Origin of the sequence: Xanthomonas arboricola (assembly GCF_003353015.1) — a bacterium.
In the GTDB taxonomy this organism is placed as follows: Bacteria; Pseudomonadota; Gammaproteobacteria; order Xanthomonadales; family Xanthomonadaceae; genus Xanthomonas; species Xanthomonas arboricola_E.
This window is the reverse complement of the sequence record NZ_QREM01000008.1, coordinates 90,269-117,110: the sequence shown is the minus strand read 5'-3', so window position 1 is coordinate 117,110 and position 26,842 is coordinate 90,269. Positions and strand designations below refer to the sequence as shown.

General features: G+C 66.6%; 28 protein-coding genes. 5 read left to right on the top strand and 23 right to left on the bottom strand.

What is annotated here, in order from left to right; genetic code table 11:
• Positions 1-145 precede the first annotated feature (145 nt).
• The 15 genes from C0541_RS08470 to C0541_RS08400 all read right to left on the bottom strand — a co-directional run bounded on the left by C0541_RS08470 (position 146) and on the right by C0541_RS08400 (position 15,964).
• Positions 146-1,930: a flavodoxin domain-containing protein gene (locus C0541_RS08470; RefSeq protein ID WP_115047587.1), complete on the bottom strand. Its 1,785-nt coding sequence runs from the start codon at positions 1,928-1,930 to the stop codon at positions 146-148.
• Positions 1,927-2,901, bottom strand: a complete 975-nt coding sequence (locus C0541_RS08465; protein ID WP_161959974.1) for an FAD:protein FMN transferase — start codon at positions 2,899-2,901, stop codon at positions 1,927-1,929. Before C0541_RS08465 ends, C0541_RS08470 begins: the two co-directional genes overlap by 4 nt.
• Positions 2,902-2,968: 67 nt before the next feature.
• On the bottom strand, positions 2,969-3,772 hold the full coding sequence (locus C0541_RS08460; RefSeq protein WP_115047585.1) for a DUF4198 domain-containing protein: 804 nt from the start codon (positions 3,770-3,772) through the stop codon (positions 2,969-2,971).
• A 173-nt stretch (positions 3,773-3,945) separates the two neighbouring features.
• Entirely contained in the window at positions 3,946-4,461 is a 516-nt protein-coding gene (locus tag C0541_RS08455) for a DUF2271 domain-containing protein (protein WP_115047583.1), read from the bottom strand.
• Between the two features lie 20 nt (positions 4,462-4,481).
• Positions 4,482-5,120, bottom strand: coding sequence for a PepSY-associated TM helix domain-containing protein (locus C0541_RS08450; RefSeq protein ID WP_115047581.1), 639 nt, complete (start codon positions 5,118-5,120; stop codon positions 4,482-4,484).
• A 7-nt stretch (positions 5,121-5,127) separates the two neighbouring features.
• Positions 5,128-5,886, bottom strand: coding sequence for a tetratricopeptide repeat protein (locus tag C0541_RS08445; RefSeq protein ID WP_115047579.1), 759 nt, complete (start codon positions 5,884-5,886; stop codon positions 5,128-5,130).
• The gene (locus tag C0541_RS08440; RefSeq protein WP_115047577.1) at positions 5,879-6,565 is read right to left on the bottom strand and encodes a Fe2+-dependent dioxygenase; all 687 of its coding nucleotides are present in this window, start codon (positions 6,563-6,565) and stop codon (positions 5,879-5,881) included. The genes C0541_RS08445 and C0541_RS08440 overlap by 8 nt, the downstream gene beginning before the upstream one ends.
• A 48-nt stretch (positions 6,566-6,613) precedes the next feature.
• Positions 6,614-8,932 (bottom strand): TonB-dependent receptor, encoded by a 2,319-nt coding sequence (locus C0541_RS08435; protein ID WP_115047575.1) that lies wholly within the window; start codon positions 8,930-8,932, stop codon positions 6,614-6,616.
• Positions 8,933-9,480: 548 nt separating this feature from the next.
• Positions 9,481-9,810, bottom strand: a complete 330-nt coding sequence (locus tag C0541_RS08430) for a non-heme iron oxygenase ferredoxin subunit (protein WP_115047573.1) — start codon at positions 9,808-9,810, stop codon at positions 9,481-9,483.
• The gene (locus C0541_RS08425) at positions 9,807-10,346 is read right to left on the bottom strand and encodes a GNAT family N-acetyltransferase (protein ID WP_115047571.1); all 540 of its coding nucleotides are present in this window, start codon (positions 10,344-10,346) and stop codon (positions 9,807-9,809) included. Before C0541_RS08425 ends, C0541_RS08430 begins: the two co-directional genes overlap by 4 nt.
• Before the next feature lie 305 nt (positions 10,347-10,651).
• Positions 10,652-11,896, bottom strand: a complete 1,245-nt coding sequence (locus tag C0541_RS08420; RefSeq protein ID WP_115047568.1) for a cysteine desulfurase — start codon at positions 11,894-11,896, stop codon at positions 10,652-10,654.
• Positions 11,893-13,155, bottom strand: coding sequence for a Fe-S cluster assembly protein SufD (sufD, locus tag C0541_RS08415; protein WP_115047566.1), 1,263 nt, complete (start codon positions 13,153-13,155; stop codon positions 11,893-11,895). Before sufD ends, C0541_RS08420 begins: the two co-directional genes overlap by 4 nt.
• Positions 13,155-13,919: a Fe-S cluster assembly ATPase SufC gene (gene sufC, locus C0541_RS08410; RefSeq protein WP_115047564.1), complete on the bottom strand. Its 765-nt coding sequence runs from the start codon at positions 13,917-13,919 to the stop codon at positions 13,155-13,157. The genes sufD and sufC overlap by 1 nt, the downstream gene beginning before the upstream one ends.
• Positions 13,920-14,031: 112 nt before the next feature.
• Positions 14,032-15,489 (bottom strand): Fe-S cluster assembly protein SufB, encoded by a 1,458-nt coding sequence (sufB, locus tag C0541_RS08405; protein ID WP_115047562.1) that lies wholly within the window; start codon positions 15,487-15,489, stop codon positions 14,032-14,034.
• 16 nt (positions 15,490-15,505) lie between these two features.
• A complete protein-coding gene (locus C0541_RS08400; RefSeq protein WP_104535922.1) occupies positions 15,506-15,964 on the bottom strand; it encodes an SUF system Fe-S cluster assembly regulator in 459 nt (152 codons plus the stop codon).
• Between the two features lie 174 nt (positions 15,965-16,138).
• On the opposite strand from C0541_RS08400, the gene C0541_RS08395 reads away from it, so the two are divergent.
• Both C0541_RS08395 and C0541_RS08390 read left to right on the top strand, forming a co-directional pair.
• A complete protein-coding gene (locus C0541_RS08395) occupies positions 16,139-16,606 on the top strand; it encodes an SET domain-containing protein (RefSeq protein ID WP_115047560.1) in 468 nt (155 codons plus the stop codon).
• A gap of 106 nt (positions 16,607-16,712) precedes the next feature.
• Positions 16,713-17,255: a type 1 glutamine amidotransferase domain-containing protein gene (locus C0541_RS08390; RefSeq protein ID WP_115047558.1), complete on the top strand. Its 543-nt coding sequence runs from the start codon at positions 16,713-16,715 to the stop codon at positions 17,253-17,255.
• A 146-nt stretch (positions 17,256-17,401) separates the two neighbouring features.
• Here the strand turns inward: C0541_RS08390 and C0541_RS08385 are convergent, their stop codons facing one another.
• The 7 genes from C0541_RS08385 to C0541_RS08355 form a co-directional block, all read right to left on the bottom strand.
• The gene (locus C0541_RS08385; protein WP_115047556.1) at positions 17,402-17,998 is read right to left on the bottom strand and encodes a DUF1439 domain-containing protein; all 597 of its coding nucleotides are present in this window, start codon (positions 17,996-17,998) and stop codon (positions 17,402-17,404) included.
• 55 nt (positions 17,999-18,053) lie between these two features.
• Positions 18,054-18,464 (bottom strand): hypothetical protein, encoded by a 411-nt coding sequence (locus C0541_RS08380; RefSeq protein WP_238601289.1) that lies wholly within the window; start codon positions 18,462-18,464, stop codon positions 18,054-18,056.
• A gap of 189 nt (positions 18,465-18,653) precedes the next feature.
• Positions 18,654-18,962 (bottom strand): DUF3861 domain-containing protein, encoded by a 309-nt coding sequence (locus C0541_RS08375; protein ID WP_115047554.1) that lies wholly within the window; start codon positions 18,960-18,962, stop codon positions 18,654-18,656.
• A 91-nt stretch (positions 18,963-19,053) separates the two neighbouring features.
• A complete protein-coding gene (locus C0541_RS08370; protein ID WP_161959973.1) occupies positions 19,054-19,674 on the bottom strand; it encodes a M23 family metallopeptidase in 621 nt (206 codons plus the stop codon).
• A 136-nt stretch (positions 19,675-19,810) separates the two neighbouring features.
• Complete coding sequence (locus C0541_RS08365; RefSeq protein WP_115047552.1) at positions 19,811-20,236, bottom strand: HU family DNA-binding protein; 426 nt, start codon at positions 20,234-20,236, stop codon at positions 19,811-19,813.
• A gap of 586 nt (positions 20,237-20,822) precedes the next feature.
• Positions 20,823-21,674, bottom strand: coding sequence for a pyrroline-5-carboxylate reductase (proC, locus tag C0541_RS08360; protein WP_115047550.1), 852 nt, complete (start codon positions 21,672-21,674; stop codon positions 20,823-20,825).
• 78 nt (positions 21,675-21,752) lie between these two features.
• Positions 21,753-22,445, bottom strand: coding sequence for a YggS family pyridoxal phosphate-dependent enzyme (locus tag C0541_RS08355; protein ID WP_115047548.1), 693 nt, complete (start codon positions 22,443-22,445; stop codon positions 21,753-21,755).
• A gap of 325 nt (positions 22,446-22,770) precedes the next feature.
• Between C0541_RS08355 and C0541_RS08350 the strand changes: the two genes are divergently transcribed.
• The 3 genes from C0541_RS08350 to C0541_RS08340 all read left to right on the top strand — a co-directional run bounded on the left by C0541_RS08350 (position 22,771) and on the right by C0541_RS08340 (position 26,015).
• Positions 22,771-23,808: a type IV pilus twitching motility protein PilT gene (locus C0541_RS08350; protein WP_003489919.1), complete on the top strand. Its 1,038-nt coding sequence runs from the start codon at positions 22,771-22,773 to the stop codon at positions 23,806-23,808.
• Between the two features lie 112 nt (positions 23,809-23,920).
• Entirely contained in the window at positions 23,921-25,051 is a 1,131-nt protein-coding gene (locus C0541_RS08345; RefSeq protein ID WP_115047546.1) for a PilT/PilU family type 4a pilus ATPase, read from the top strand.
• A 289-nt stretch (positions 25,052-25,340) separates the two neighbouring features.
• Entirely contained in the window at positions 25,341-26,015 is a 675-nt protein-coding gene (locus C0541_RS08340) for a YitT family protein (RefSeq protein ID WP_161960001.1), read from the top strand.
• A 136-nt stretch (positions 26,016-26,151) separates the two neighbouring features.
• Here C0541_RS08340 and C0541_RS08335 read toward each other — a convergent pair whose 3' ends face one another.
• The gene (locus C0541_RS08335) at positions 26,152-26,697 is read right to left on the bottom strand and encodes a DNA-3-methyladenine glycosylase I (RefSeq protein WP_115047544.1); all 546 of its coding nucleotides are present in this window, start codon (positions 26,695-26,697) and stop codon (positions 26,152-26,154) included.
• Between the last annotated feature and the right edge of the window lie 145 nt (positions 26,698-26,842).

The window sequence follows — 26,842 nt, the reverse complement described above, 5'->3', positions numbered from 1 at the left end:
GCTGGGCCCGGTTCAAGGGGTTGGCGGTAGCGGGCCTTCAGGGCGACTGAAGAATTGTGCAGGGCGCATGGTTGCCAGCCTGGAACAGACCGCGGCGGCACTTCTGCTTGATCAGGGCAGCTGCCTGAAATCTGGATGCGTCCGCTCAGTAGACGTCGCGCCGGTAGCGCCCGCTCCGCAGCAGTTCCTGTCTGGCCGCTGCGCCCAGGATGGCGTCCAGCGTGCGGTCCACTTCGGGTGCCATGCCGCGCAGGCTGCCGCAGAGATAGATGCAGGCGCCGTGGTCGATCCACTGGCGCAGGGTCTCGGCAGCGGCAGCAAGCGCGTGTTGTACGTAACGTACTGAAGATGTGCCGTCGCGCGAATACACCAGGTCCATCCGTGCAATCCAGCCGTCCTGTTGCCACTGCTGCAGCTCGTTGGCATACAGCGCATCGTATGCGGCATTGCGTTCGCCGAAGATCAGCCAGTTGTCGCGCGCGCCGGCGTTGATGCGCGCGCGCAGGTGTGCACGCAAGCCGGCGATGCCGGTGCCATTGCCGATCAGCAGCATGGGTCGCCCTGGTGCGGGTGGATGGAATCCCGGGTTGCTGCGCAATCGCAATGCGATGGCGGCACCGACAGGCGCATGCACGCACAGCCAGCCGCTGCCGATCCCCAGCTGTCCATCATCCTGCTGATGCTGGCGGATCAGCAGTTCGGCATGCCCTTCGTCGCTGATTGATGCCAGCGAGTACTCGCGATGCGGTAGCGCGACCAGGTTGCGCACCATTGCCGCCAGCTTTGCAGGCGGNTCTAGATGTGTAGGAGAGACAGGCAGTTCGGCATGCCCTTCGTCGCTGATTGATGCCAGCGAGTACTCGCGATGCGGTAGCGCGACCAGGTTGCGCACCATTGCCGCCAGCTTTGCAGGCGGCATCGCTGTGTCTGCAGATGCATCTGCATCCCCACATGCATCAGTGCATGCATCTACATCTGCATCTGCATGCAGCTGCGCGCTCGCGAGCCAGTCGCGCAACGCACGGCCATCGACCATCTGCGCGCCATCGCAGCGGTGCCGCTGCAACCAGGCTTCCACTTGCTCAGGAGCATTCTGCGGCGCGATCTCGGCAATATCGCCGGCGCTCCATGGTGGCAACGCGCCGTCGCGGGGCGTGAGCCGTAGCCGATGGATCGGTGCGCCGGCGCTGCCAGGATTGACGTGCACTCGCTCGCGCAGCTGCCAGGTCGCATAGGTCGGCACGCTCCAGGCGGGCGGGCGCGCCAGCGCCGGCGTGAGTTCTGCCAGGCGTTGCTGCCACGCAAGCAAGGCGCGCGGGTCGGCGTTGTCGACGTCGATGCGCTCGAACAGGCGCGTGCCGCCGCGCGCCTGCAGGCCGGCGTCGATGCGACGGCCGAATGCGCAGAACTGTGCATAGCGGCGGTCGCCCAGGGCCAGGACCGCGTAGTGCACGGCGGCCAGATCCTGCGCGTTGCCGGCGAGCCAGCGACGTTCGGCGGCCTGCGCATGATCCGGCGCATCGCCTTCGCCGGTGGTGCTGACGATGCACAACAGGCGCGGCACGCGGGCAAGCAAGTCGGCGTCCACCGCTTCCAGCGGAAGCGCCTGCGCGCCGATGCCGGCCGTTTGCAGTGCAGCTGCGCTGCGGTCGGCAAGCTCGCGTGCGAATCCGGTCTGGCTTGCCCAGGCAATCAGCATGCCGCCGTTGTCTGCGTTCGCCGCGCCGGCCCGATGGCGGCTGCGGACAAAGACGGCAGTGCACGCCGCGGCATACACCGTCGCGCCCAGTGCCGCCCACCGCCAGCGCTGCGGGGTGGGTGCACTCCACCATGTGCCTGCGTGCAGGCTGGCAAGCCATGCGGCGATTGCAGCAAGGGCGAGCAGCAATGCTGCATTTCCCAGCCAGACGCGTGAACGTGCAGCCGTCATGATGCGGCCAGGCGCTGTTCGAATGCGGGGCTCATGGTTTCGCGCAGGCTGTCGGCGTGGCGCGTCAGGAAACGTACCGCAAGCCCGGCGTTGTGCGCGTAGGCGAGCCCGGCATCGGTCCCGAGCACGCTCATGGCGGTGGCCCAGGCGTCGGCCTGCATGGCATTGGCGGCCAGCACGGTGACCGCCGCGGGCGCATGCGGAAGCGGCGCCCCGGTGCGCGGGTCGAAGGTGTGGGCGTAGCGCTGGCCGCCGCTTTCGAAGCGATGCCAGCGATCGCCGGAGGTGGCCACGGCGACGCCGTCCAGGGCGAGCACCCGTGGCGGCAGTCCGGCACCGGCGTCTTCATCGGGGGCCGATTCGACCAGCACGCGCCAGGCGCTGCCATCGGGCTTGCGCCCGTAGCCGAACAGTTCGCCGCCGACCTCGATCAATGCACTGTCGATCCCCGACTGCAGCAAGGCGCGATGCACGCAGTCCACACCAAACCCTTTGGCGATGCCGGACAGATCCAGCGCCGCTGCGCCCGGCTGCAGCACGCGCATGTCATCCAGCTGCAGGCGCTGCCAGCCGCAGCGCAGGCTGGCCAATGCGATCGCCTCCGCTGTCGGCACGCGCTGACGCCCGCCGGCAGCGCCGAAACCCCATAGCTCGACCATCGGGCCGACGCTGGGATCGAAGGCGCCATCGCTGGCCTGTGCAATCTCGAGTGCGGTGCTCAGCACCGCGTGGAATTCGTCGGGCAGGCGGTGCCAGCTGCCTGGCGGTGCGCGGTTGTAACGGCTGATGTCCGAATCGGCTTCCCAGGTACTCATCTGCGCAACCACGCGGTCCAGTGCGGCCTGGATGCACGCGTGCAAGGGGTGCAGATCGCGTCCGCGCGGCGCCACCAGCTTCACGCTCCAGGTGGTGCCCATGCTGCGGCCGCCGAGCGTGGCAATGGCGTGGTCGGAGGAAGACGGTACGGGCATGGACGGATCGTCTGAAGATGGGGCGGCAGGATGCACGCTGTGCGCGCTCCTGCCGCGTGCCGGCAGATTACTGCGGCAGCACTTCCAGCGTGGCGACATAGCCCAGGCGGCGCTGCTTGGCCTGCGGCAGCGAGGTCTTGCTGTCTTCGCTGCCGGTCTCCAGCCAGTACATGCCGGCCTCCGGCCAGGTCACGCTGAAGCCGCCCTTGGCATCGGTGGTGAGCTTGATCTCGTTCTGCGCATCGCGATAGCGGGTGCCGCCGCGCACGATCTCGATCTCCAGCCCGGCCGCCGGCTTGCCATCCAGCTGCAGCGTGAACTGCGCCGCTTCGCCGGCGACCAGATCGTTCGGATGGGTGACCGGCACCAGCTCGATGCCCTTGCCGCTGGGCTTGAACGCGGTGGTGGTCGGCGCGCCGCGGGTGACGAAGGTTTCCACGCGATTGAAGGACTGCGAAACCTGCAAATCCTGTGCGTTCTTCGGCACCTCGGTGGCGAAGCCGGCTTCGTTGCCGCGCCAGCGCTTGGGCTTGCCGGCTTCCTTCCAGCTGGCGAACAGGCCGGCATTGACGATGGCGAGCTTGTAGGTGCCGGGCTGGGTGAGCTGCAGGTCGAACACGCTGCGGTACTTGCCGGTGGCCGGATTTTCCGGCTTGAGCGCGCTGCCATCGGGTGCGGTGATGCTCAGGTTGTCCAGCCGCAGCGGTACATGGTTGAAGTAGAACAGGTCGTTGGACACTGCCGCATCCACGGTGATCCACGGGGCCTCACCGGCGATGACGGTCTGCGACGGCAGCAGCCAGGCCTTGTGGGCGAGTGCGGTGGCCGGCAGTGCGGCGAGCAGGGCGACCAGGACGAGCGAACGTTGCATGACAACTCCTTGAAGGATGATAAGGGCGGTGGGCACGTGTCTGATCAGCGCGCGTCGCCGCGCTGGCTGGATGCGTGGGACAAAAAAAGCGGGAGACGATCTGCTGAAGCGGCTGCAACTGGCGCCAGCCGGGCAGGGCGCAAGCTGCCCGCGCTACCGGCCGACGCCAGGCGTCACGGTTTGGCGACCAGGCTGACGGCGCCCAGTTCGCTGCTGCCGCTGGCCTTGGCGTTCTGCGGCGTCTTTGCCGGCCAGCTGAAAGGCACCTTGACCAGTTCGCGGCCGCCGACCTCGCGCGCGGCTTCCACCACCAGCGTGTACTGGCCGGCCGGCAGCGACTTCAACGCGCCCTTGGTATCGCTGAAGGAAAGCGCATGCGCGCCGGCCGGACGGGTGGGGCCGGTGACGCCGTCGACCGGCACCTCCAGGGTGCGTCCGCTCTTGCGCCACCACTGGCGCAGGTCCGGCAGCCACTTGGTGCCATGGCCTTCGGCGGTGTCCTTGGATTGATACCAGACCGCCAGGTTGGCGGCGACCTTCTGGTCGGCGCCTTCCAGCCAGATCGCCACATACGGGCGGTGATACTCGGCGACGTTGAGCTTGGGAATCTCGACGTTGATGTCGAGCGTGGCCGCGTACGCCGGCATGGCGAGCAGGCCGCTCAGGGCGATGGTCAGGGTGGCGCGCATGATCGTCTCCGGTAGAAAGGTCAGTGGATCAACAGCAGGGCGAGCAGCAACGGAATCAGCAGGCCCAGGCCGACCAGCGGCCAGGTCATGCGGCGCTGGCGCGCATGCAGATGCAGCAGGAACAGCCCGGTGATGCAGAACACCAGGCAGGCGATGGCGAATACGTCGATGAACCAGCCCCAGGCCGGCCCGGCATTGCGGCCCTTGTGCAGGTCGTTGAGATAGGCGATGGCGCCGCGCGAGGTGCGCTCGTATTCGATCGCGCCGGTGCTGCGGTCCAGGCTCAGCCAGGCATCGCCGCCAGGACGCGGCAGCGCCAGATACACCTCGTCGGCCGACCATTCGCCGTTGCGCGCGCCGATGCTGATCTCCAGCTCGCGTCCCAGCCATTGCGCCACGCGCGGCGGCAGCGGTGCATCGCCTTCCCGGCGCGCGCCCAGGGTCTTGAGCAACGCGGGCGGCAGGGTCAGCGTGCGCTGTTGGGTCGACGGGCTGGCTTCGATGCGCGCGGCATGGTTCAAGGTCAGCCCGGTGACGGTGAACAGCAGCATGCCGACCAGGCACAGCGCCGAACTGATCCAGTGCCATTGATGCAGCATGCGCAGCCAGAATCCACGGCGTTGCTGGGCAATGGCGTTGGTGGCGTTGGTGGACGACATGGCGCGCTCAGGCCACATCCGCTGCGAGCGGCGGCTGCAATTGCGATTGCCGCGCTTCCACTTCGCTCAGCAAGGCGCGCAGACGTGGTTGCGTTGCACTGGCCAGCAACGGGGTGAGCTGCCGCAGGAAGCCGGCATGCCCGCCGGCGATCGCACGGCGCATCCAGCGCTCGGCCTGGTCGATGTCGCCACCGTCTGCGAGCAAGGTGGCGTAACTGGCCTGGCCGCGAAAATCGCCCGCTTCGGCAGAGCGGCGATACCAGTGGTGCGCAGCGATCGGGTCTGCAACGCAGGCCAGGCCCTGGTCGAGATAGCGCGCCAGGAAATTCATCGATTTGGCATGCCCGCGTTCGGCGGCCGTGCGATAAAGCGCCAGCGCCTGTGCATGATCCTGCGCCACGCCACGCCCGGAGGCGTGCAGATGCGCCAGGTTGTACATGCCCCAGTCCAGCCCATGCTCGGCGGCGCGGCGATACCACAACGCCGCCAGCACCTCGTTGCAGGCGGTGCCGAAGCCCAGTTCATGGCAACGCCCCAGCTGGTTCATCCCTTCCGGATGCCCGGCATTGGCGGCCACTTCGTACCACAGCATCGCCATGGCCGGATCGGCGGGGATGCCGCGGCCCTCGGCGTAGAGCTGCGCGAGCAGCAGTTGCGCCGCCTGATCCTGGCGCTCGGCGGCCTTGCGCAGCCGTGCGATCGCGCGATCGGGATGGGTGCGCAGCAGCTCGATCAGCTGCGCGGGGTCCAGTGCGGGCTCAGACATCGGCCCATTGCCGCAACAGGTTGTGGTACACGCCGGTGAGCTGGACCAGCGACGGATGGCCGGGGGTGTCCTGGGTGAGCCGCCGGATGGACACATCCAGTTCGAACAGCAGGCGACGCTGCGCATCGTCGCGCAGCATGCTTTGCGTCCAGAAGAAACACGCCACGCGGGCGCCGCGGGTCACCGGCATCACCCGGTGCAGGCTGGTGCCGGGATAGATCACCATGTGCCCGGCCGGCAGCTTCACCGACTGCGTGCCGTAGGTGTCTTCGATCACCAGTTCGCCGCCGTCGTAGCTGTCCGGGTCGCTGAGAAACAAGGTAGCGGAGACGTCGGTGCGGATGGGATCTGCGCCGCCGCGACTGCGGTCGTAACGGATCGCGTTGTCGACGTGATACCCGAACGATTGCCCGCCGCTGTAGCGGTTGAACAGCGGCGGATAGATGCGCCGCGGCAACACTGCCGAAAAGAACGTGCTGTTGCGCGCGAGCGCCTCCAGCACCAGCGCGCCGGCCTCGCGCGCCACCGCGCCGTCTTCGGGCAACTGCGCGTTGTCCTTGGCCTGCGCGGACTGGTGGCCGGCAGTGATGCGGCCATCCGCCCAGTCGGCCGCGTCCAGCCGTTCCCGCAACGTGCCGAGTTGTGCGGGGGTGAGGACATCGGGAATGGGCAGCAGCATGCGGTGGTCTCCACGCCGCCCGCGGCATGCGGACGGCGTGTCAGTGGGTCAGAAACTGAAGGTGGCGCTCAACACCGCCGAGCGACCTTCGCCAGGAAGCGCCCAGCCATTGCCCGCCGTGACGGTCCCTGCGGCGTTGACGGTGAGGTTGTTGCGCACGCTGGTGTAGTACTCCTCGTCGAACAGGTTGTTGACGTTCAACTGCAGGCTGAGCCAGTCGTTGACGCGCAGGCCGACCATCGCGCGGTGTACCCAGTAGTCGTCGGTCTTGATGTAGGCGGCCGCCGAGGAATTGTTCGGATAGAAACCGCCCTGGTAGGTGACGCCGTAGCCGAAGGTCCACTGGTTGAGCGTATAGGTGGTCCAGATGTTGCCGGCATTGCGCGGGGTCTGCACCAGCTCGCGCCCGGCCACCGGGTCGCCGGTGAGGCTTTCGGTGCGGTTGGACACGCTCTGCAGCACTTCGCTGTCCAGGAAGGTGTAGTTGGCGAAGATCGACCAGCGCTCGGTCAGGTAACCGGCGGCGCCAAGCGCGATGCCGTCCACGCGCGCCTTGCCGTCCAGCACCTGCTCGGGGATCAGCGGATCGCCGCTGTTGACCTTGTAGTTTTCGCGCTCGTTGCGGAACAGCGCAGCGGTCAGCGCCAGGCGCTGGTCCAGCACGTCCCACTTGCCGCCCAGTTCGATGTTGACCGCCGTCTCCGGCTCGACATTGCAGTTGGCACCGGCGGTAGCGGTGGCGATCGGCGTGCACGAGCCGTTGACCGAGGCCTTGGACGGCGTCTTGCTGTTGGCGTAGGACAGGTACAGGCTGGCGTTCTCGGCCGGCTTGAACACCAGGCCGGCGCGATAGGAGAACAGGTCCTCTTCGCTGCTGGCCGGGAAGCCCGCGCTCACACCGGTGACGTTGCCGGCGGCATTGACGGTGTAGGTGGTGCTGTCGCCTTCGTTGTGCTCGTAGCGACCGCCCAGATTGAGCATCCATTGCTCGTTGAATTGCAGGGTGTCGAACAGATAGATCGCCTGGTTGGTCAGGCTACCCTTGCTGTGCCCGGTGCGGACGTAATTCTGCGGGCCGGTCCAGATGTTGTACGGATTGTCGAAGGACTGCAGCGGATAGGTGATGCCGGTGGTGGAGCCATCGGCATTGCGGAAGCTGGTGCCGCTGTCGAGTTCGAAGTCTTCCTTGCTGAAGGCCACGCCTGCGACCACGCGGTGCTCGATGGCACCGGTGTGCAAGGTGGCGGTCAGGTCGGTCTGGCTATGCGCGATGAAGTTTTCCGTCTCGCGCACCAGGCCGCGCGGGCCGCTGTTCGGATTCCAGCTGGCCGCCGGCTGGCCGACGCAGGCGCGACCGGTGTACGGGTCGGTGCCGTTGGGCAGGCACCAGGTGCCCTGCAGTGCGGTGGCATTGGTGGTCTGGTCCACGCGCTGCACACGCGCCAGGCTACGCAGCTTGAGGTTGTCGTCGAAATCCATTTCCAGCACGCCGGTCAGCATGTCCACGTCGATTTCCTGACGCGAGGTATTGCGGTAACCGAAGAAGGTCTGCGGGTCCACGCCGGGCAGCGGACCGTCGTTGAACGGGCTGAGCGCGAACGGCACGCCGTACTGCGGCAGGTTGTTGTCGTGCTGGTGCAGGTAGCTCAGGGTGAAGCGGGTATCCGAGCCCAGGCCGAAAGCCACCGACGGCGCAAATCCCCAGCGATGACGGAATTCCTCATCGCGCCCCGGCACGTCCTGGGTGTGGCCCATCGCGTTCAGGCGCACGGCGGTGCCGTTGTCGAAATCGTAATTGCTGTCGGCGGTGAGCCGGCCATAGCGGTCGCTGCCGCCACCAACCACGACATTGGTGAAGTCGCCCTGGCCGGCGGTCTTGGTGACCAGATTGATGTTGCCGCCGACCGAGCCGGCGCCGGACATGGCCGAGTTGGCGCCGTTGATCAGCTCCACCGCTTCCAGGTTGAAGGTGTCGCTGCGGCTGTACTGGGCGCTGTCGCGCACCCCATCGGTGGTGATGTCGCTGCTGGCAGTGAAGCCGCGCAGGTTGATGCTGTCGCCATAGCCGCCGCCGCCTTCGCCGGCGCCGAAGGTGATGCCGGGCAGGGTGCTGAGCACGTCGCGCAGCGACAGCAGGTTCTGCTGGTCCATGGTCTGCTTGGTGACCACGGTGATCGTCTGCGGCGTGTCCAGCAGTGCCTCGGTGTACTTGGGCGAGGACGGCTTCTGCGCGCGTTCCTGCTGCACCCGGATGGCGTCCAGATCGACCGCGCCCGGAGGAGCCGGCGCATCGCCAGGCTGGGCGAAGGCAGGAGCGGACAGCGTCAGCAGCACGGCCGAGGTGAGCGGGGAGATCTTGGGAGTCATGAGGCGTCTCGAAGAGGAAGCGAGGCTCCGGCCTGGCGATGGCTCGGCGGATGCGGGATGGGAAGGCGGAAACTGCGCGCCCGCTAGCCCGAGGCGGCCAGTTGCCCCGACCAGTGTGCGGACACAGGCAGGCGCTGCGCAGCAGGGCGCATGCGGGGCAAGGTCAGGCAACACGTGTCGGGCAGAGCTGGGCGCATGGGATCGCAGGGCAGGCCAGTTGTTAAGAAGGCCTGAAGGGCTGCGATCTTAAATGCAAATCATTCTTCTTTGCAATCTTTGTCGAGCGCTGCCGTGCGCAGGGACATGGGCGCTGCGTGACGCGTCAGTCCACGGCGCCAGCAGCGCGGGGGTGCAAGGAGATTGGTCCGGCCACCGTTGGCGGGCCGGCGTGCCCTGGTCGCGTCCGGCCGCGCTTTGCCTTGCATGGCAGTGCGGCTGCTGCAGCGCGGATCCGCGGGCTGCTGGACTGCCTGCCGTACCGGATCGAGAGTGCGGAACCCGCCCCGACCGGCCCCGCGGCGTCGTATCAGGCGCGGGTGCAGCCGCGGTCAGCGGTCGTCGCGGGTCCAGATGCCGCCGTGTTCGCGCTTGACCGGGAATTTCGGTACCGCGGTGTAGGCCGGCGCGCACAGCGGGCGGCCGTCGCGGATGTCGAAGCGGGCGCTGTGCAGCAGGCATTCGATGCTGCCTTCCGCCGGGTCGAACGTGCCCGGCGACAACTCGTAGTCTTCGTGGCTGCAGCGGTCTTCGAGCGCGTACAGCTCGCCGTCGAGGTTGAAGATGACGATCGGGGCATCGGTCACCTCGTCCCAGACGGTCTGCAGCTCGCCGGGCAGCAGCGCCTCGCTGGCGCAGACGTAGGTCCAGGTGTCGCTCATGGCGCTGCGCCGCCGAGCGGTTTTTCCAGCACCTCGAAGCGCAGGTCCTGGCGCAGCGGCACGCCGAAGCGCGCGTCGCCATACGGGAACGGTTTGGTGATGCCAGTGCGGCGATAGCCGCGGCGCTCGTAGAACGCGATCAGCTCGGTGCGGATGTCGATCACCGTCATGCGCATCACCGGCAGCTGCCACTCGCTGTAGGCGATACGCTCGGCCTCGGCCAGCAGCGTCTTGCCCAGCCCGCTGCCCTGCAGCGCGGGGTCGACCGCAAACATGCCGAAGTAGCCGGCGCCGTGGTCGTCGGCGATATGTGCGCAGGCCAGCAGGCGCTTGTCCTGTTCGACCAGCAGCACCAGGCTGCGATCGCGCAGCAGATCCTCGCGCAGCACCGCAGGATCGATCCGCGCGCCGTCGAGCAAGTCGGCCTCGGTGGTCCAGCCCACCCGGCTGACATCGCCGCGATAGGCCGACGTCACCAGCGATACGAGGGCGTCGATATCGTCGACGGTGGCGGTGCGGAAGGTGGTGGTCTGCATGGGGAGCAGTTTAGCGGGAGTCGGGAGTCGGGAATCGGGAATCGGGAATCGGGAATCGGGAATCGGGAATCGGGAATCGGGAATCGGGAATCGGGAATCGGGAAAAAGCGTTGCGCCGCTCGATGAGCTATTTCCAACGTGTCGAACTGCATCAGTATGCGGNGGGAATCGGGAATCGGGAATCGGGAATCGGGAATCGGGAAAAAGCGTTGCGCCGCTCGATGAGCTATTTCCAACGTGTCGAACTGCATCAGTATGCGGAACAGCCGCTTTGTCGATTCTCCATTCCCGATTCCCGATTCCAATCAACCCAGCAGGCGACGCACCTTCACCAGCGCAGCAACGAAGCGCTCGATCTCGTCGTGCGTGTTGTAGAACGCCAGCGAGGCGCGGCAGGTGGCGGCGACGCCGTAGTACTGCAGCAGCGGATGCGCGCAATGCTGGCCCGAGCGGATTGCGACGCCTTCCAGGTCGAGCAGGGTGGCCAGGTCGTGGGCATGCGCGCCTTCGACCAGGAAGGACACCACTGCGGCCTTGTCCGGTGCGGTGCCGAAGATGCGCAGACCGTCGATGCGCTGCAGTTCCTCGGTGAAGTGCGCCAGCAGCTCGGCCTCGCGCGCTTCCACGTGCGCCAGGCCGACCGATTCCAGGTAATCGACCGCGGAGCCCAGGCCGATGAATCCGGCGATGTTGGGCGTGCCGGCTTCGAACTTGTGCGGGGCCTCGTTGAATACGGTGCCGTCGAAACTGACTTCCTTGATCATCTCGCCGCCGCCCAGGAACGGCGGCATCGCCTGCAGGTGTTCGCGGCGCGCCCACAATGCGCCGGTGCCGGTCGGCCCGCACATCTTGTGGCCGGTGATGGCGTAGAAGTCGCAGCCGATGCCCGCCACGTCGACACGCCGGTGCGGCGCGGCCTGCGAGCCGTCCACCACGGTGACGATGCCGCGCTTGCGCGCCTCGCGGCAGATCTCGCGCACCGGATTGACCGTGCCCAGCACATTGGACACATGCGTGATCGCCAGCAGCTTGACCTGTGGCGTCATCGCCTTGCGCAGCGCGTCCAGATCCAGCGCACCGTCCGGGGTGATCTCTGCCACCCGAATGGTGGCGCCGGTACGCTGCGCCACCAGCTGCCACGGCACGATGTTGGCGTGGTGCTCCATGCGCGAGATCAGGATCACATCGCCGGCGCCCAGGCGCGGCAGCGCCCAGGAATAGGCGACCAGATTGATTGCAAAGGTCGTGCCGCTGCACAGCACCAGCTCGTCGGCGCGCACGTTGAGAAAGCGTGCCAGCTTGCTGCGCGCGCCTTCAAACGCATCGGTGGCCTCGGTGCCCAGCGCATGCACCGCGCGGCTCACGTTGGCGTTCTGGCGACGATAGAACTCGTCGGTCGCGGCGATGACCTGCAGCGGCTTCTGCCCGGTGTTTGCGTTGTCGAAATAGATGAGCGGCTTGCCGTGCACCTGCCGCATCAACAACGGGAAGTCCGAGCGCACGCGCTCCCAGTCCGGCGCGGCCAGGTGCGTGGCGGCAGGCGCGTTCATGCCACGCCTGCCGAGGCCAGTGCGCGGTCCAGCTGCAGCGCCAGCACCGCCCCCAGTGCGCCGGGCAGCATGCGCAGCGGCTCGTGGCAGAACGCGGCGCTCAACAGACGCTGCGCCTCGGCCTGCGGCAGGCCGCGCGAGCGCAGATAGAACAAGGCATTGTCGTCGAGCTGGCCGACGGTGGCGCCATGCGCGGCCTGTACTTCCTCGGCATCGATCACCAGCACTGGCTGGGTATCGATCTCGGCATTGGACGACAGCAGCAGATTCTTGCTCGACAGCCGCGCGTCGGTGCCATCGGCGCCGGGACGGATGTTGATGCCGCCGTGGAAGACCACCCGGCTGCGATCGGCGCCCACGCCGCGCCAGACCAGCTCGCAAGCGGTGTCGCGTGCGATGTGCGCAATACCCAGGCGTGTATCGACGTGGCGGCGGCCGTTGCCGAGCAGCACGCCATTGGCGGTGAGCTGGGCGTTGTTGCCTTCCAGGCGCACGTTGAGCTCGTGGCGCGACAGGTTGGCACCCAGTTCCAGATCCACGCGCTGGTAGCGCGCATTGCGCGCGAGCACCGCATCGGTGCGCAACAGCGCCGTTGCGTGCGCACTGTCGGCCTGCACGCGCGCATGCGACAGCACTGCATCCTGGGCCAGATGGACATGCATCAGGCTGTTGTGCAGATGCGCGGCATCGCCGACATGCAGGTGATGCTCGACCACGTTCAGCGCCGCGCCGGCGCGCAGTTCGATCAGGTGGCGGTGATGCCAGGACAGGTCATGCTCGCCGGCCACGGCGATGAAGACCAGGTGCAGCGGCGCCTCGATCTGCGCGCCGTCCTGCACGCGCACCAGCACGCCCTCGTCGGCAAGCGCGGCATTGAGGCGCGCAAAGATTTCATCGCTGCCTTCGAAGCGGCGGCCAAGCAACTGCTGCGCCTCGTCGCCGGCGGCCAGCGACGCGGACAGGGTGTCCAGCCGCACGCCGTCCGGCAGCGTCGACAAGTCGCTCAATGCGTCGGACGGGCGGCCGTTGACGAACACCAGTCGCGGCGACGGGATATCGTCCAGCAACGCGGCATCGATCAACGTCGGCACCAGCGGCGCGGGCTGGAAGCTGCGCCGCTCCAGCTGGCGCAGCGAGGTGTATTTCCAGGCTTCGGCGCGCGGGCCTGGGAGGCCGGCCTGCAGCGCGGCATCGAGTTCGACCCGGCGCGCATCGTTACCGCAAAAGCCGCGGGCGAGGGATTCCAGCAGGGCGCTCATCAGGCAGCCGCCTCGGGCACCACGCGGTCCTTGAGGAAGTGGTAGCCATGCTTTTCCAGTTCCAGTGCCAGTTCCGGGCCGCCGCTCTGCACGATGCGGCCTTCGGCCAGGACATGCACCACGTCCGGGGTGATGTAGTCGAGCAGGCGCTGATAGTGGGTGATCACCAGGAACGAACGCTCCGGCGAGCGCAGCGCGTTGACGCCGTCGGCCACGCTCTTGAGCGCGTCGATGTCCAGGCCAGAGTCGGTCTCGTCCAGGATGGCGAGCTTGGGTTCGAGCACGGCCAGCTGGAAGATCTCGTTGCGCTTCTTCTCGCCGCCGGAGAACCCTTCGTTGACGCCGCGGTGCAGCAGCTCGTCCTTCAGGTGCAGCACGGCCAGCTTCTGCCGCACCAGCTTGAGGAACTGCATCGAATCCAGTTCGTCCTCGCCACGCGCCTTGCGCTGTGCATTGAGTGCTGCGCGCAGGAAGTAGGTGTTGTTGACGCCGGGGATCTCCACCGGGTACTGGAAGGCCAGGAACAGGCCGGCTGCCGCGCGTTCTTCCGGCGACAGCTCAAGCAGGTCCCTGCCTTCGAACTGCACGCTGCCTTCGCTGACTTCATAGCCGTCGCGCCCGGCCAGCACATTGCCCAGCGTGGACTTGCCGGCGCCGTTGGGCCCCATGATGGCGTGCACCTGGCCCGGCTGGATGTCCAGCGACAGGCCCTTGAGGATGTCTTTGCCGGCGATGCTGGCGTAGAGGTTGTTGATCGTAAGCATGGGAATAGGGAATCGAGAATAGGGAATGGGTAATGCGAGACGTTTGCGCGGCAAGGGGCAGGAAAGAGAACCGATACCGATTCTCCATTCCCCACTCCCGATTCCGTCGGCGTCAGCCGACGCTGCCTTCCAGCGAGACTTCCAGCAGCTTCTTGGCTTCCACCGCGAACTCCATCGGCAGCTCGCGGAACACCTGCTTGCAGAAGCCGTCGACGATCAGCGACACCGCGTCTTCCTGGCTGATGCCGCGCGCGCGGCAATAGAACAGCTGGTCGTCGCTGATCTTGGAAGTGGTGGCCTCGTGCTCGACGGTGGCGCCGGGATTCTTCACCTCGATATAGGGGAAGGTGTGCGCGCCGCATTGCTTGCCGATCAACAACGAATCGCACTGGGTGTAATTGCGCGCGCCATCGGCATTGCGGTCCACCTTGACCAGGCCGCGATAGGTGTTCTGCCCGCGCCCGGCGCTGATGCCCTTGCTGACGATCTTGCTCTTGGTGCGCTTGCCGATGTGGATCATCTTGGTGCCGGTATCGGCCTGCTGGCGGTGATGGGTCAGCGCCACCGAATGGAACTCGCCGACCGAATCGTCGCCGAGCAGCACGCAGGAGGGATACTTCCAGGTGATCGCCGAGCCGGTTTCGACCTGGGTCCAGGTGACCTTGCTGCGCGCACCACGGCACTCGGCACGCTTGGTGACGAAGTTGTAGATGCCGCCACGGCCTTCCTCGTCGCCCGGATACCAGTTCTGCACGGTCGAATACTTGATCTCGGCATCTTCCAGCGTCACCAGCTCGACCACCGCCGCGTGCAACTGGTTCTCATCGCGCATCGGCGCGGTGCAGCCTTCCAGATACGACACATAGGCCTTGTCCTCGCACACGATCAGGGTGCGTTCGAACTGCCCGGTGTGGCCGGCGTTGATGCGGAAATAGGTGCTCAATTCCATCGGGCAACGCACGCCCTTCGGGATGAACACGAAGCTGCCATCGGAGAACACCGCCGAGTTGAGCGCGGCGAAATAATTGTCGCCGACCGGCACCACGCTGCCCAGATACTGCTTGACGATCTCCGGGTGTTCCTTGATGGCCTCGGACATCGAGCAGAAGATCACGCCCTTTTCGGCCAGTTCCTTGCGGAACGTGGTGCCGACCGAGACCGAGTCGAACACCGCATCCACCGCCACGCCGGCCAGCCGGGCGCGCTCGTGCAGCGGCACGCCGAGCTTGTCGTAGGTGTCGAGCAGCTCCTTGGGCACGTCGTCCAGCGAGGCGTACTTCGGGCCCTTGGGCGCGGAGTAATAGCTCAATGCCTGGAAATCGATCGGCGAAACCTTCAATTTCGCCCATTCCGGCATCGGCATCTTCAGCCAGTGCCGATAGGCCTCGAGCCGCCAGTCGGTCATCCATTGCGGCTCGTCCTTCTTGGCCGACAAGGCGCGGATGACGTCCTCGTCCAGGCCGGGCGGAAGCGAGTCCGACTCGATGTCGGTGATGAAGCCGGCGTCATAGCGTCGGCCCAGCCGTTCGATAATTTCGGCATTCTGCGGGGGTGCAAGTTCGGTGGCCATCGGGCTGCCTACAGGGTCAGGTGGTCGCGACGCGTGCGGCAATGGAACGCCGACGGCCGTCGCCAGGGAGAGAGAGGGGCTGCAACATCTGTGCGAGCGTGACGCGACGCAGCGCGTCGCCGACCACGTCGTTGATCAGGCGCCAGTTGGAGCGCACCCCGCATGTCTGCGCGATGCCGCACTGGCTGTGGTCCTGGCTGCATTCGGTGATCGCCAGCGGGCCTTCCATCGCCTCGACGATCTCCACCAGCGTGATCTCGCTGGCCGCGCGCGCCAGCCGGTAGCCGCCATGCACGCCGCGCAGCCCTTCGACCAGGCCTGCCTGCGACAGCGGCTTGAGGATCTTGCTAACGGTCGGCGCTTCCAGGCCGGCCTGCTCGGCCAGTTCGCTGGCGCTGAGCACCTGGCCGCAGCGCGCTGCCAGGACGGTCAACACGACGGTGGCGTAATCGGTGAGTTTGGTAACGCGCAACATGAGGACGGCAAGAAACCTTAAAGCGGACCGAAATTGTACGCTTTTGGCCGGGGCAGGGCCAGCCGCCCGGTTCAGCCGCCGGCAAGCAGCAGCCGTTGCAGGGACCGGTGCGCTTGTGCTTGGCGCATCGTCGCGCTGCAGTCACAATGAGCGGCCCCATCACTGGACCCCTTCATGTCGCGCAAAGTTGCCGCCCGCAAGTCACGTATCCACGGCAATGGCATGTTCGCCCTCGCCGCGCTCCGCAAGGGCGAGCGCATCATCCAGTACAAGGGGCGCCTGCGCACGCACGCCGAAGTGGATGCCGATGACACCGGGGATGTCGAAAGCGGCCACACCTTCCTGTTCACGCTCAGCGACGACTACGTGCTGGATGCCAACTACGAAGGCAATGTTGCGCGCTGGATCAACCACAGCTGCAGTCCCAATTGCGAGGCGGTGATCGAAGAGGCTGAAGGCGACGACCGCAGCAAGGACAAGATCTTCATCGAGGCCAAGCGCGCGATCAAGGCCGGCGAAGAGCTCACCTACAACTACGGCATCACGCTGGCCGAGCGGCATACGCCGCGCCTGAAGAAGATCTGGGCATGCCGCTGCGGGTCGAAGAACTGCACCGGCACGATGCTGCAGCCCAAGCGCTGAGCACTCGCGTACCGCTGCCGCACTGACGCGGCGCATACATCGGTTCACTCACGTGCAACAACGGCGCGACTAGCGTGCGGACTTCTTTTCAGCGAGGAGTTCCCGCATGTCTTATTCGCTCTCCGGCAAGACCATCGCCGTGCTGGCCACCGATGGTTTCGAACAGTCCGAGCTCATCGAGCCCAAGCGCCTGCTGGAATCCTGGGGCGCCAAGGTCGATGTGATCGCGCCCGGCGACGCCGCGCAGATCCGCGCCTGGAACAAGACCGACTGGGGCGATTCGGTCCCGGTGGACCGACGGCTGGACCAGGCCAAGGTCGATGCCTACGACGCGCTGGTGCTGCCCGGTGGTGTGCTCAACCCCGATACGCTGCGCGGCGACGCCAAGGCGATCGCATTCATCCAGGCCTTTGCCAGCGCCGACAAGCCGGTCGCCGCAATCTGCCACGGCCCCTGGCTGCTGGTGGAGAGCGATCTGGTGCGCGACCGCGATGTCACCTCGTGGTCGTCGGTCAGGACCGACCTGCGCAACGCCGGTGCACGCTGGCAGGATGCAGAGGTCGTCGTTGACGGGGCGCTGATCACCAGCCGCAAGCCCGACGATATCCCGGCCTTCACTGCTGCAGTGGCCAAGGCCCTGGCGGCCTGATCGCTTCGTTGCGATGTAGACAGCACGAAAGCAAAGGCCCGGCGTGATGACGCCGGGCCTTTGTCTTGATCCGATACTGGTTTGTGCGCGTTGGCGCGGCTGCAAGACGGCGGACCTTCATCCTGCGTCGCACCTGGTGCGAAGGCCTACTTCCCGGACAGTGCGGCCGCCGGCACCAGTTGCTCGATGTTCTGGTTGAAATTGACCGCGACGCGGCCGTTCTGGATGCCGACCGACTCCACCTGCACATTGCCCATCACCGCCGCAATGGCCGGATCGATGCGATAGATCGGCTCCTTGCGCGCGTAGTCGGCCAGCCAGGCATTGAGCAGCTGGCGGGTGCTTTGATCGAGTCGTGCGCCGGCGTTGGCCGGGCGGAAGTCATCGATGGTGGGCTGATCGAGATAAAAGCCCTGCTTGGCCGTGTCGTAGCGCAGTGCACTGGTCAGAGTCACATTACCGACCGGTGCAGGCGCGCCGCCGGCAGTGGCGAGCGCCAGGTCGAAGGCCATCTTGAGCCGGTCGCCCGGCGGCAGCGACAGCGCCGGATTGCTGACCGTCATCTCGACCAGGCCGCCCAGCGCATCATGCGTCTGCGGGAAGCGGCCCCCCAGGAACTGCTGCAGGTCGCTGCCCTGCACGCTGATTTGATGCCCCTGGATCTGCGGGGTCGCCCACGCGCCGGTCGTCGGTAGCGCCAGAGCCAGGGCAAGCAGGGATCCGGTAAGCGAACGCAGTTTCATCGGGTGACTCCGGCAACAGGTGCGATCACCTTAGTCGGTGCCGGTGAACCGTGGGTTAGCGCAATACCGGGTGCAGGGTGGCCGAGTAGATCTCCCAGTCGTCGCTGCCGCTGCGCGGCTGCAGCCGGTAGGCGCCGACCAGGCGTTGGGTGCCGGTGTCGGTGCGCACGATCAATTGCACCGGCACTTCGATCCGGCGTGGGGGCTGTTCCTGATCCAGTGCGATGGGCGCGTCGTTGTTGATACGCATCGACTGGATATTGCCGATACCGCGCAGCGCCGCATCGTCCGGCACCGGGGCGGGGCGACCGCCGCTCCACAGGGCATCGGCATCGCCGCGTGCGGCCCCTGGCAATGCGCCCAGATAACGCTGCACGGTCGCGCTTGCTTTGGCGAAGTTGGCGCGTGCATGCGCATCGTCAGGGGCGGCATCGATTGCGGGGCGTCCAGGTGTGTTGCCATCCATCGCAACACCCGGGGCCTTGGCCGCCGCTGCGGCTCGCGAAGGCGGCGCCGCGATGTCGGTTTCTTGGTCCGCGTCGCGATGACAACTGCAACCGGCGATGGCCGCTGCAAACATGACGATCCCCAACCCACGCATGGCGCATCTCCTGTCCCCGATGCGCGCAGTGTAGCGATCACCGCGGGGGCGGTCTCAGCTGCCGGGAGCCGGCTGCACGCGCTGCAGGCGCTCCAGCAGCAACTGCAGCTTCGGCCGCAGGGCTTCCAGCGCGTCGCTTGGCCGTGCGCGCGGGCGGGCGGCCAGGTCTTCCAGCAGTTGCGAGCCGACGGTCAGCGCCGCGCATTCGTCGCTGCTCAGATCGCGTCGCAGGTGCAGTTCCTCGAGTAGCCGCATCCAGTCCGCACGCGAGCGCTGTTCGAATTCGATGGTGCAGCGATCGCTGCAGGGGCGGCCATCGCTCTCGATGGGCGTGACCGTAATGCGATAGCGTTTTCGGGACATGGAGGGGCGTCGTTCCTTGGGCTGACTCCACCATAGGCGCAGCCGGCAACGGCCTCGATAGCTCAGGCCATGACGCAGTGTTCCAGCGTACTCACTGTGCCGGCTGTGGCATGGGTTTGCGCAGCAGCGGCAGCGGATCGTACGCACCGTTGCGCCCATAGACCCCATAGTGCAGATGCGGCGGCGTGCCGCGCGCGTTGCCGGTGGTGCCGACCATGCCAAGCCGCGTGCCGGGCTCGACGACATCGCCGACGGCCAGGCCGGCGGCCCAATCGTCCAGGTGCGCGTAGTAATGGCGTTCCATCGCCGGCCCGAGCACCCAGACCTGTTTGCCGCCCAGGCCTTGATCGCGGATGGCACTGACCACCCCACGCGTTGCGGACAGCACCGGCGTGCCGCGCGGCGCGAAGATATCCACGCCGGCATGACGTCGGTCGCGACCGCGCGGTGCACCGAAGGTATCGGCGATGCGGCGCGCCTGCACGCCTTGGACCGGAACTTGTAGCTGCACAGGTGGCGGCATGCGCGACAGCTCCCAGCTGGTACGCAGTTGTTCGGCAATCGGCAACTGCCATGCCCAACGCGCAGCGACACCCAGGATGCACAGCAGCGCGATCGACACCAGCAGCCGGCGCAGGCGGCGTGCAGGGCTGCGAGGTGCCGATGGCGGCGGTGTGGATGAGCGGGGGAACGCTGGGTCGGTCACATGCACCTGCTGCGCTGAGCATCAGGGTGCAGGGTAGGCAAGCGCCGATGAGCGGCATGTGGGTAACGGCATTGGCGGTCACGCGCGCCGCAAAAAAAAGACGGCCCGCAGGCCGCCTTGGTGACGCCGGATGCGTGCTCGATTAGAGCGCGGCGTCCTTCAACTTCTTCAGCGAACGAATCTTCAGCTTGCAGGTCGCAGGCTTGGCGGCAAAGATCTGCTCTTCCTTGGTGAAGGGGTTGATGCCCTTGCGCTTCGGCTTGGCCGGCACGTTGACCGAGGTGATCTTGAGCATGCCCGGCAGGGTGAAGCTGCCAGCGCCCTTCTTGCTCAGCGAAGCATGTGCGGTGGCTTCCAGCGAAGCCAGCACGGCGCGGACATCCTTCGGAGCCAGCTGGGTGGATTCGGCAATGTGCGCGACCAGGCCGGTCTTGCTCAGCGCTTCCTTGATCGGCTTCGGCGCAGCGGACTTGGCAGCAGCGGCCTTGGCCGGCTTTGCGGTCTTGGTCGCAGCGACCTTTTTCACTGCCTTCTTGGGGGCAGCCTTCTTAGCGGCGGTTTTTGCCATGAGGTATACGTTCCGTATTCGTTGGTGGTGTTGGGTCTGCCGACCCGGTCGGCAACGCGAAATGTAGGGCAACTGCTGCGCGCCGCCAATAGGTAAACGATGAAACAACCGAAAAAAAGCGTCTTTTGACGGGGATTCGTTCACCGGTGACAGAAACCCTCCGCCAACGGGCTGCCGAAGCGGCTGCGACGCGCAAGCCGATGCGGTATCTGACGCATAGCAGCAGATCGTTTGCGCGAAGGCATGTGTGCGTTTATACGCTGTGTTCGGCATCGAGTGCTGGTCAACGCCTGCTGCCGGCGGTGGCGTTCGCTGCCGCGATCAGCTGTGGTTGCGTGGGCGTACCGGCGGGATGCGTCTGGCGTCGCCGGTTGTGGCAGCAGGTTTCGGCGCCGTGCCTCGATCCCGATCCGCAGCGGTCGCGTTCCTGCCGACCTGTACCCCCAGCGTGTGCCGGGGTTTTGTACGCGAGCGGCAGCGACGCGCTGCGGGTCGTCACGATGCCAAGGCGCACTCGTTGCAGCACGCCCGCGCGTGCCGGCCGCTGCGAAACATCGCTGCGCCCGAAGACGCGCGCTCGCTGCGACTAATCGTTGGCCGCCGACAGGCTGCGGCCGCGCTCGGTCGCTGCGGCGATCGCCTTGGCGGTGAGCGCTTCGAATTGCCCGGCCTGGAATGTCTCGATTGCCGCCTGCGTGGTGCCGTTGGGCGAGGTCACCCGGCGGCGGAGCAGCTCCGGTGCTTCGCCCGATTCGGTCAGCATGCGCGAGGCACCGAGCAGGGTCTGCAGCACCAGCGTGCGCGCGGTCTCCGCTGGCAGGCCTTGCGCGCGCGCGGCGGCCTCCATCGCTTCGGCCAGCAGGAACACATAGGCCGGTCCACTGCCGGAGACCGCGGTGACTGCGTCCATCTGCGCCTCGTCGTCGATCCAGACGGTGACGCCGGCGCTTTCGAGCAAGCTGGTTGCCTGCGCACGTTGCGCGTCGGACACGCGTGGATTGGCGTACAGCCCGGTGACGCCGGCACCGAGCAGCGCGGGCGTATTGGGCATTGCGCGCACCACCGCCAGGTGGCCGCCGAACCAGCGCTCCAGCTGCGGCGCGGTGATGCCGGCGGCGATGGACAGCAGCAGCGGCTGCTGTGCCTGCGCAAGATCGGCCAGCTGCGCGCATACCGTTGGCAGCACCTGCGGCTTGACCGCCAACACCCAGCTGCGTGCGCCGTCCACCGCGCTACGCGCCTGCTCCACGGCATGCACGCCGAAGTCGCGCGACAGCGCATCGCGCAGCTCGGCCACCGGCTCGGCGACGCGGATGCTGGCAGCGGGCACGCCCTGCCGGATCAGCCCGGCAATCAGGCTGCGCGCCATGTTGCCGCCGCCGACGAATGCGATGAGCGCTGTGGCGGGCGAGGGCATGGGGGCGGAGGGCAGAGTCATTGCGACACCTTGGATAAGAGGGAGCAGTGGGGATAAGAGGCAGCAGCGACGCTGCGCGGGGCCGGGCGGAAAAGGCGCTCAGGACGCTGCGGCAGCCGACGCAGCGCGTTCGCCGAACAAGGCAGTCCCGACCCGCACCATGGTCGCGCCGGCCGCGATCGCTTCGGCAAAATCCGAGCTCATGCCCATCGACAAGGTATCCACTTGCGGGTAGCGGCGCTTGAGGTCTTCGAACAGTGCCTGCATGCGGGTAAACGCCACCATGCGGCGCGCCTGCTCGGGAAACGGCGCGGGGATCGCCATCAGGCCGCGTAATTGCAGCTGCGGTTGCAGCGCGATGGCCGCGGCCAGGCCGTCGACCACCTCCGGTGCGCAGCCGTGCTTGCTGTCCTCGTCGTCGATATTGACCTGGATCAGCACGTTCAACGGCGCACGCCCGGCCGGGCGGTGCCTGGCCAGCGGTGCGATCAGCTTGGCGCGGTCCACGGTCTGCACCCAGTCGAAGCACTGGCTGGCCAGCTCGGCCTTGTTGGATTGCAGGTGGCCGATCAGATGCCACTCCAGACCCAGCGTCTGCAGCTGGACAATCTTGGCGTGCGCTTCCTGCACATAGTTTTCGCCGAATGCGCGCTGGCCCTGCGCCGCCAGCGCGGCAACCGCGTCCGCCGGCCGGGTCTTGGACACCGCCAGCAGGCGCACATCGGCACGCGCGTGTCGCGCGGCGGCAGCGTGGATGGCATCGAGAATCTGCGGCAGCGACGAAGCCGGCACGTGGCAATCCAGGCGGGAAAGGAACGCTATAGTGCCGCCCCCGGCAGCGTCCTTCCAGCCGGGTTGCCGAATCGGGCCGGCCGATGACGCTGCGGTAGCGCACGGAAGTGCCGGGCCGGGCCACATGCGCGGGTCGCCGACAGTCGATGCCGGAGCTGGCCCGGGCCAGCGCCCTGCCCGCAGCGCAGCCGCCAAACCAACGCCTTCAGGCACGCCCGACGATGGCGGCCTGAACCGGCCGTGCGCCGCTTCCCGCTGGCAGCCAGAACGCTATACTGCCGCTTGGGGAGTACCTTCCAATCGCAGCCTAGGGGAAAAGCAGCGCATGGATATCGCTGAACTATTGGCGTTTTCCGTCAAGAACAAGGCATCGGACCTGCATCTGTCGGCCGGCCTGCCGCCGATGATCCGTGTCGATGGCGATGTCCGTCGCATCAATATTCCGGCCCTGGACCACAAGCAGGTGCACGCGCTGGTCTACGACATCATGTCGGACAAGCAGCGGCGCGATTACGAGGAATTCCTCGAGGTCGACTTCTCGTTCGAGATTCCCTCGCTGGCGCGCTTCCGCGTCAATGCGTTCAACCAGAACCGCGGCGCCGGTGCGGTGTTCCGCACCATTCCCTCCGAAGTGCTGACGCTGGAAGACCTGGGCTGCCCGCCGATCTTCCGCCAGTTGATCGACCAGCCGCAGGGCCTGATCCTGGTCACCGGCCCGACCGGGTCGGGCAAGTCGACCACGCTGGCCGGCATGATCGACTACATCAACAAGAACGAATACGGCCACATCCTCACCGTCGAGGATCCGATCGAATTCGTGCATACCTCGCAGAAGTGCCTGATCAACCAGCGCGAAGTGCACCGCGATACGCACGGCTTCAACGAGGCGCTGCGCTCGGCGCTGCGCGAAGATCCGGACATCATCCTGGTCGGCGAATTGCGCGACCTGGAAACCATCCGCCTGGCGCTGACCGCCGCCGAAACCGGCCACCTGGTGTTCGGCACCCTGCACACCAGCTCGGCGGCCAAGACCATCGACCGCATCATCGACGTGTTCCCGGCCGGCGAAAAGCCGATGGTGCGCTCGATGCTGTCCGAGTCGCTGCGTGCGGTGATTTCGCAGGCGCTGCTGAAGAAGGTCGGCGGCGGACGCACCGCGGCCTGGGAAATCATGGTCGGCACCCCGGCCATCCGTAACCTGATCCGCGAGGACAAGGTGGCGCAGATGTATTCGTCGATCCAGACCGGCCAGCAATACGGCATGCAGACGCTGGACCAGCACCTGCAGGACCTGGTCAAGCGCAGCCTGATCACGCGCAACCAGGCGCGCGAGTACGCCAAGGACAAGCGGATCTTCGAGTAGCCGGGATTCGGGATTCGGCATTTGGGATTCGCAACGGCGGCTCCCGGACCGGACCCCGCTCTTGCGAATCCCGAATCTCCACTCCCGAATCCCTGCTCCCGAGGAGCACGCCATGAGCACCATCGACTTCACCTCCTTCCTCAAGCTGATGGCGCACCAGAAGGCGTCGGATCTGTTCATCACCTCGGGGATGCCGCCGGCGATCAAGGTGCACGGCAAGATCAGTCCGATCACCCAGACGCCGCTGACCGCGCAGCAGAGCCGCGACCTGGTGTTGAACGTGATGACGCCGTCGCAGCGCGAAGAATTCGAGAAGACCCACGAGTGCAATTTCGCCATCGGCGTGTCCGGGGTCGGGCGCTTTCGCGTGAGCTGCTTCTACCAGCGCAACCAGGTCGGCATGGTGCTGCGCCGGATCGAGACGCGCATCCCCACGGTGGAAGAACTGAGCCTGCCGCCGGTGATCAAGACGCTGGCGATGACCAAGCGCGGCATCATCATCTTCGTCGGCGCCACCGGGACCGGCAAGTCCACCTCGCTGGCGGCGATGATCGGTTACCGCAACCAGAATTCCACCGGGCACATCATCACCATCGAAGACCCGATCGAATTCGTGCACAAGCACGAGGGCTGCATCATCACCCAGCGCGAAGTCGGCATCGATACCGACAGCTGGGAAAATGCGCTGAAGAACACCCTGCGCCAGGCGCCGGACGTGATCATGATCGGCGAGGTGCGCACCCGCGAAGGCATGGATCACGCCGTGGCCTTCGCCGAAACCGGCCATCTGGTGCTGTGCACCCTGCACGCCAACAACGCCAACCAGGCGATGGACCGCATCATCAATTTCTTTCCGGAAGACCGGCGTGGCCAGCTGCTGATGGACCTGTCGCTCAATCTCAAGGGCGTGGTCGCGCAGCAGTTGATCCCGACCCCGGACGGGCGCGGCCGGCGCGTGGCGATGGAGATCATGCTGGGCACGCCGCTGGTGCAGGACTACATCCGCGACGGCGAGATCCACAAGCTCAAGGAGATCATGAAGGAGTCCACCAACCTGGGCATGCGCACCTTCGACCAGAGCCTGTTCGAGCTGTACCAGGCCGGCGAGATCAGCTACGAAGACGCGCTGCGCTACGCCGACTCGCAGAACGAGGTGCGCCTGCGCATCAAGCTTTCGCAGGGCGGCGATGCCAAGACCCTGGCCCAGGGGCTGGATGGCGTGGAGATCGCCGAGGTTCGCTGAGCGTTCGCAGGTGCGCTGCAAGCCATGGCCGATGGCCGCAGCGTGCAGTGTGCAGCGAGCGGGGTGGTCCGGGCCGCAGTCGACGCAGCTTGCTGCAGGCAGCGTGTTGCTGCGCGATGCCGGTGGCAGGCCTTGCCGCGGTCGATGAACGCGCGACGTCGCAACGCCGGACCGGGGTGATGTTTCAGATGTAACCAGGCGGGCCGATAGTGTCTAATATCCGCACCCCACCGCAGTGCCCCAGCCCGTGAGCCTTCCCGATTCCGACCTCCGTCCGGAGCAACAGCCGTTGCCCGACGACGGCACAGTGATGACGTCCGGTCCGTTGACGCCGCCCCCGGATTCGGCCGGCACCGCGGCCGACGATCACGCGTTTCACCACTCGGTGGCCGAGGACGTGCAAGGCATGGTGCTGGCGACGCTGGTGGCCTCGCTGGGCCTGGCGCTCTTCGCCAAGGGCGGGCTGATGATCGGCGGCATGGCCGGCGTGGCATTCCTGCTGCATTACGCGCTGCACTGGAATTTCGGCCTGGTGTTCGTGCTGGTCAACCTGCCGTTCTACTGGCTGAGCGTGCGCCGCATGGGCTGGGAGTTCACCCTGAAGACCTTTGCCGCGGTCGGCGCCTGCGGCGCGCTCACCGACCTGATGCCGCGCTGGGCCGACTACGCGCATGTCAGTACGCTGTTTTCGGCCGTCGTCGGCGGCGCGCTGGCGGGCCTGGGCATCCTGTTCTTCATCCGCCATCGCGGCAGCCTGGGCGGCATCGGCATCCTGGCGGTGTACCTGCAGCGCGAGCGCGGCTGGAGCGCCGGCAAGGTGCAGATGAGTTTCGATGCGATGCTGATGCTGGTCGCCTTCGGCATCCTGACGCCGGACAAGGTGCTGTACTCGGCGCTGGGTGCGTTGATGCTGAGCCTGGTGCTGATGTTCAATCACCGGCCGCATCGCTACATGGGCGTGTGATCCGGCGCCTCGTCGGATGCCGTCGGTGCCGCTGCGATCGGCAGCGGCGCGTCTCACGCCGATACAGCAGCGCTGCATCGCCGCTGCGCCCTGGCGCCGTGCAACTGCCTGCCGGCCTGCAATCGCGGGCCTGCCGCTAGGGCTTGCCGTGGTGCATCCACGGCGGCGACAACGCCTGGATGCGCGCATGCACCGGGCAATCGGCGTGATGCGCGCCGGGCAGGTAGCCCAGGCTCATCAGGAATTCGCCGGTGATCTCGCCGCCGGTGAAGCGGAAGGTCTTCTTGAACAGCGTGACCCAGGCGGCCTTGTCGAGCGGGTGCTGCGCGTCCAGCCATTGCGCGAAACTGCCGTGGGTGGCGCGCAGCTGCTGGATGACCTGCGCATTGTGGATGGCCGCCAGCACTTTCAAGCGGTTGCGGATGATGCCGGCATCGCCGAGCAGCCGTGCGATATCGCGCTCGCCGTAGGCCGCCACCGTGTCCACGTCGAAGCCGTCGTAGGCGCGCTGGAAGTTGCCGCGCTTGCGCAGGATGGTTTCCCAGCTCAGCCCGGCCTGATTGATTTCCAGCACCAGGCGCTCGAACAGCTCGTGCTCCTCGCGCTGCGGAAAGCCGTATTCGTGGTCGTGGTAGTGCCCGTGGACCGGATGGCCTGGGGCGATGCTGCAATAGCCGCTCATGGGAGACCTGTTGTGGGTGGACCGGTTGTCGCTGGACCGGGGCCGGCGCAGCGGCCGGCAATCCGGCGCCCGAGCTTAGCGGCCGCGCAGCGATGCATGCGTGGACGCATCCACTGCAGGACCACGAGCAGCGCGATCGCAGCAT

Coding starts and splice junctions, on each gene's coding strand:
- C0541_RS08465 (WP_161959974.1), bottom strand. CDS start 2,901: ATGCCCGTACCGTCTTCCTCCGACCACGCCATTGCCACGCTCGGCGGC.
- C0541_RS08460 (WP_115047585.1), bottom strand. CDS start 3,772: ATGCAACGTTCGCTCGTCCTGGTCGCCCTGCTCGCCGCACTGCCGGCC.
- C0541_RS08455 (WP_115047583.1), bottom strand. CDS start 4,461: ATGCGCGCCACCCTGACCATCGCCCTGAGCGGCCTGCTCGCCATGCCG.
- C0541_RS08450 (WP_115047581.1), bottom strand. CDS start 5,120: ATGTCGTCCACCAACGCCACCAACGCCATTGCCCAGCAACGCCGTGGA.
- C0541_RS08445 (WP_115047579.1), bottom strand. CDS start 5,886: ATGTCTGAGCCCGCACTGGACCCCGCGCAGCTGATCGAGCTGCTGCGC.
- C0541_RS08440 (WP_115047577.1), bottom strand. CDS start 6,565: ATGCTGCTGCCCATTCCCGATGTCCTCACCCCCGCACAACTCGGCACG.
- C0541_RS08435 (WP_115047575.1), bottom strand. CDS start 8,932: ATGACTCCCAAGATCTCCCCGCTCACCTCGGCCGTGCTGCTGACGCTG.
- C0541_RS08430 (WP_115047573.1), bottom strand. CDS start 9,810: ATGAGCGACACCTGGACCTACGTCTGCGCCAGCGAGGCGCTGCTGCCC.
- C0541_RS08425 (WP_115047571.1), bottom strand. CDS start 10,346: ATGCAGACCACCACCTTCCGCACCGCCACCGTCGACGATATCGACGCC.
- C0541_RS08420 (WP_115047568.1), bottom strand. CDS start 11,896: ATGAACGCGCCTGCCGCCACGCACCTGGCCGCGCCGGACTGGGAGCGC.
- sufD (WP_115047566.1), bottom strand. CDS start 13,155: ATGAGCGCCCTGCTGGAATCCCTCGCCCGCGGCTTTTGCGGTAACGAT.
- sufC (WP_115047564.1), bottom strand. CDS start 13,919: ATGCTTACGATCAACAACCTCTACGCCAGCATCGCCGGCAAAGACATC.
- sufB (WP_115047562.1), bottom strand. CDS start 15,489: ATGGCCACCGAACTTGCACCCCCGCAGAATGCCGAAATTATCGAACGG.
- C0541_RS08400 (WP_104535922.1), bottom strand. CDS start 15,964: ATGTTGCGCGTTACCAAACTCACCGATTACGCCACCGTCGTGTTGACC.
- C0541_RS08395 (WP_115047560.1), top strand. CDS start 16,139: ATGTCGCGCAAAGTTGCCGCCCGCAAGTCACGTATCCACGGCAATGGC.
- C0541_RS08390 (WP_115047558.1), top strand. CDS start 16,713: ATGTCTTATTCGCTCTCCGGCAAGACCATCGCCGTGCTGGCCACCGAT.
- C0541_RS08385 (WP_115047556.1), bottom strand. CDS start 17,998: ATGAAACTGCGTTCGCTTACCGGATCCCTGCTTGCCCTGGCTCTGGCG.
- C0541_RS08380 (WP_238601289.1), bottom strand. CDS start 18,464: ATGGATGGCAACACACCTGGACGCCCCGCAATCGATGCCGCCCCTGAC.
- C0541_RS08375 (WP_115047554.1), bottom strand. CDS start 18,962: ATGTCCCGAAAACGCTATCGCATTACGGTCACGCCCATCGAGAGCGAT.
- C0541_RS08365 (WP_115047552.1), bottom strand. CDS start 20,236: ATGGCAAAAACCGCCGCTAAGAAGGCTGCCCCCAAGAAGGCAGTGAAA.
- proC (WP_115047550.1), bottom strand. CDS start 21,674: ATGACTCTGCCCTCCGCCCCCATGCCCTCGCCCGCCACAGCGCTCATC.
- C0541_RS08350 (WP_003489919.1), top strand. CDS start 22,771: ATGGATATCGCTGAACTATTGGCGTTTTCCGTCAAGAACAAGGCATCG.
- C0541_RS08345 (WP_115047546.1), top strand. CDS start 23,921: ATGAGCACCATCGACTTCACCTCCTTCCTCAAGCTGATGGCGCACCAG.
- C0541_RS08335 (WP_115047544.1), bottom strand. CDS start 26,697: ATGAGCGGCTATTGCAGCATCGCCCCAGGCCATCCGGTCCACGGGCAC.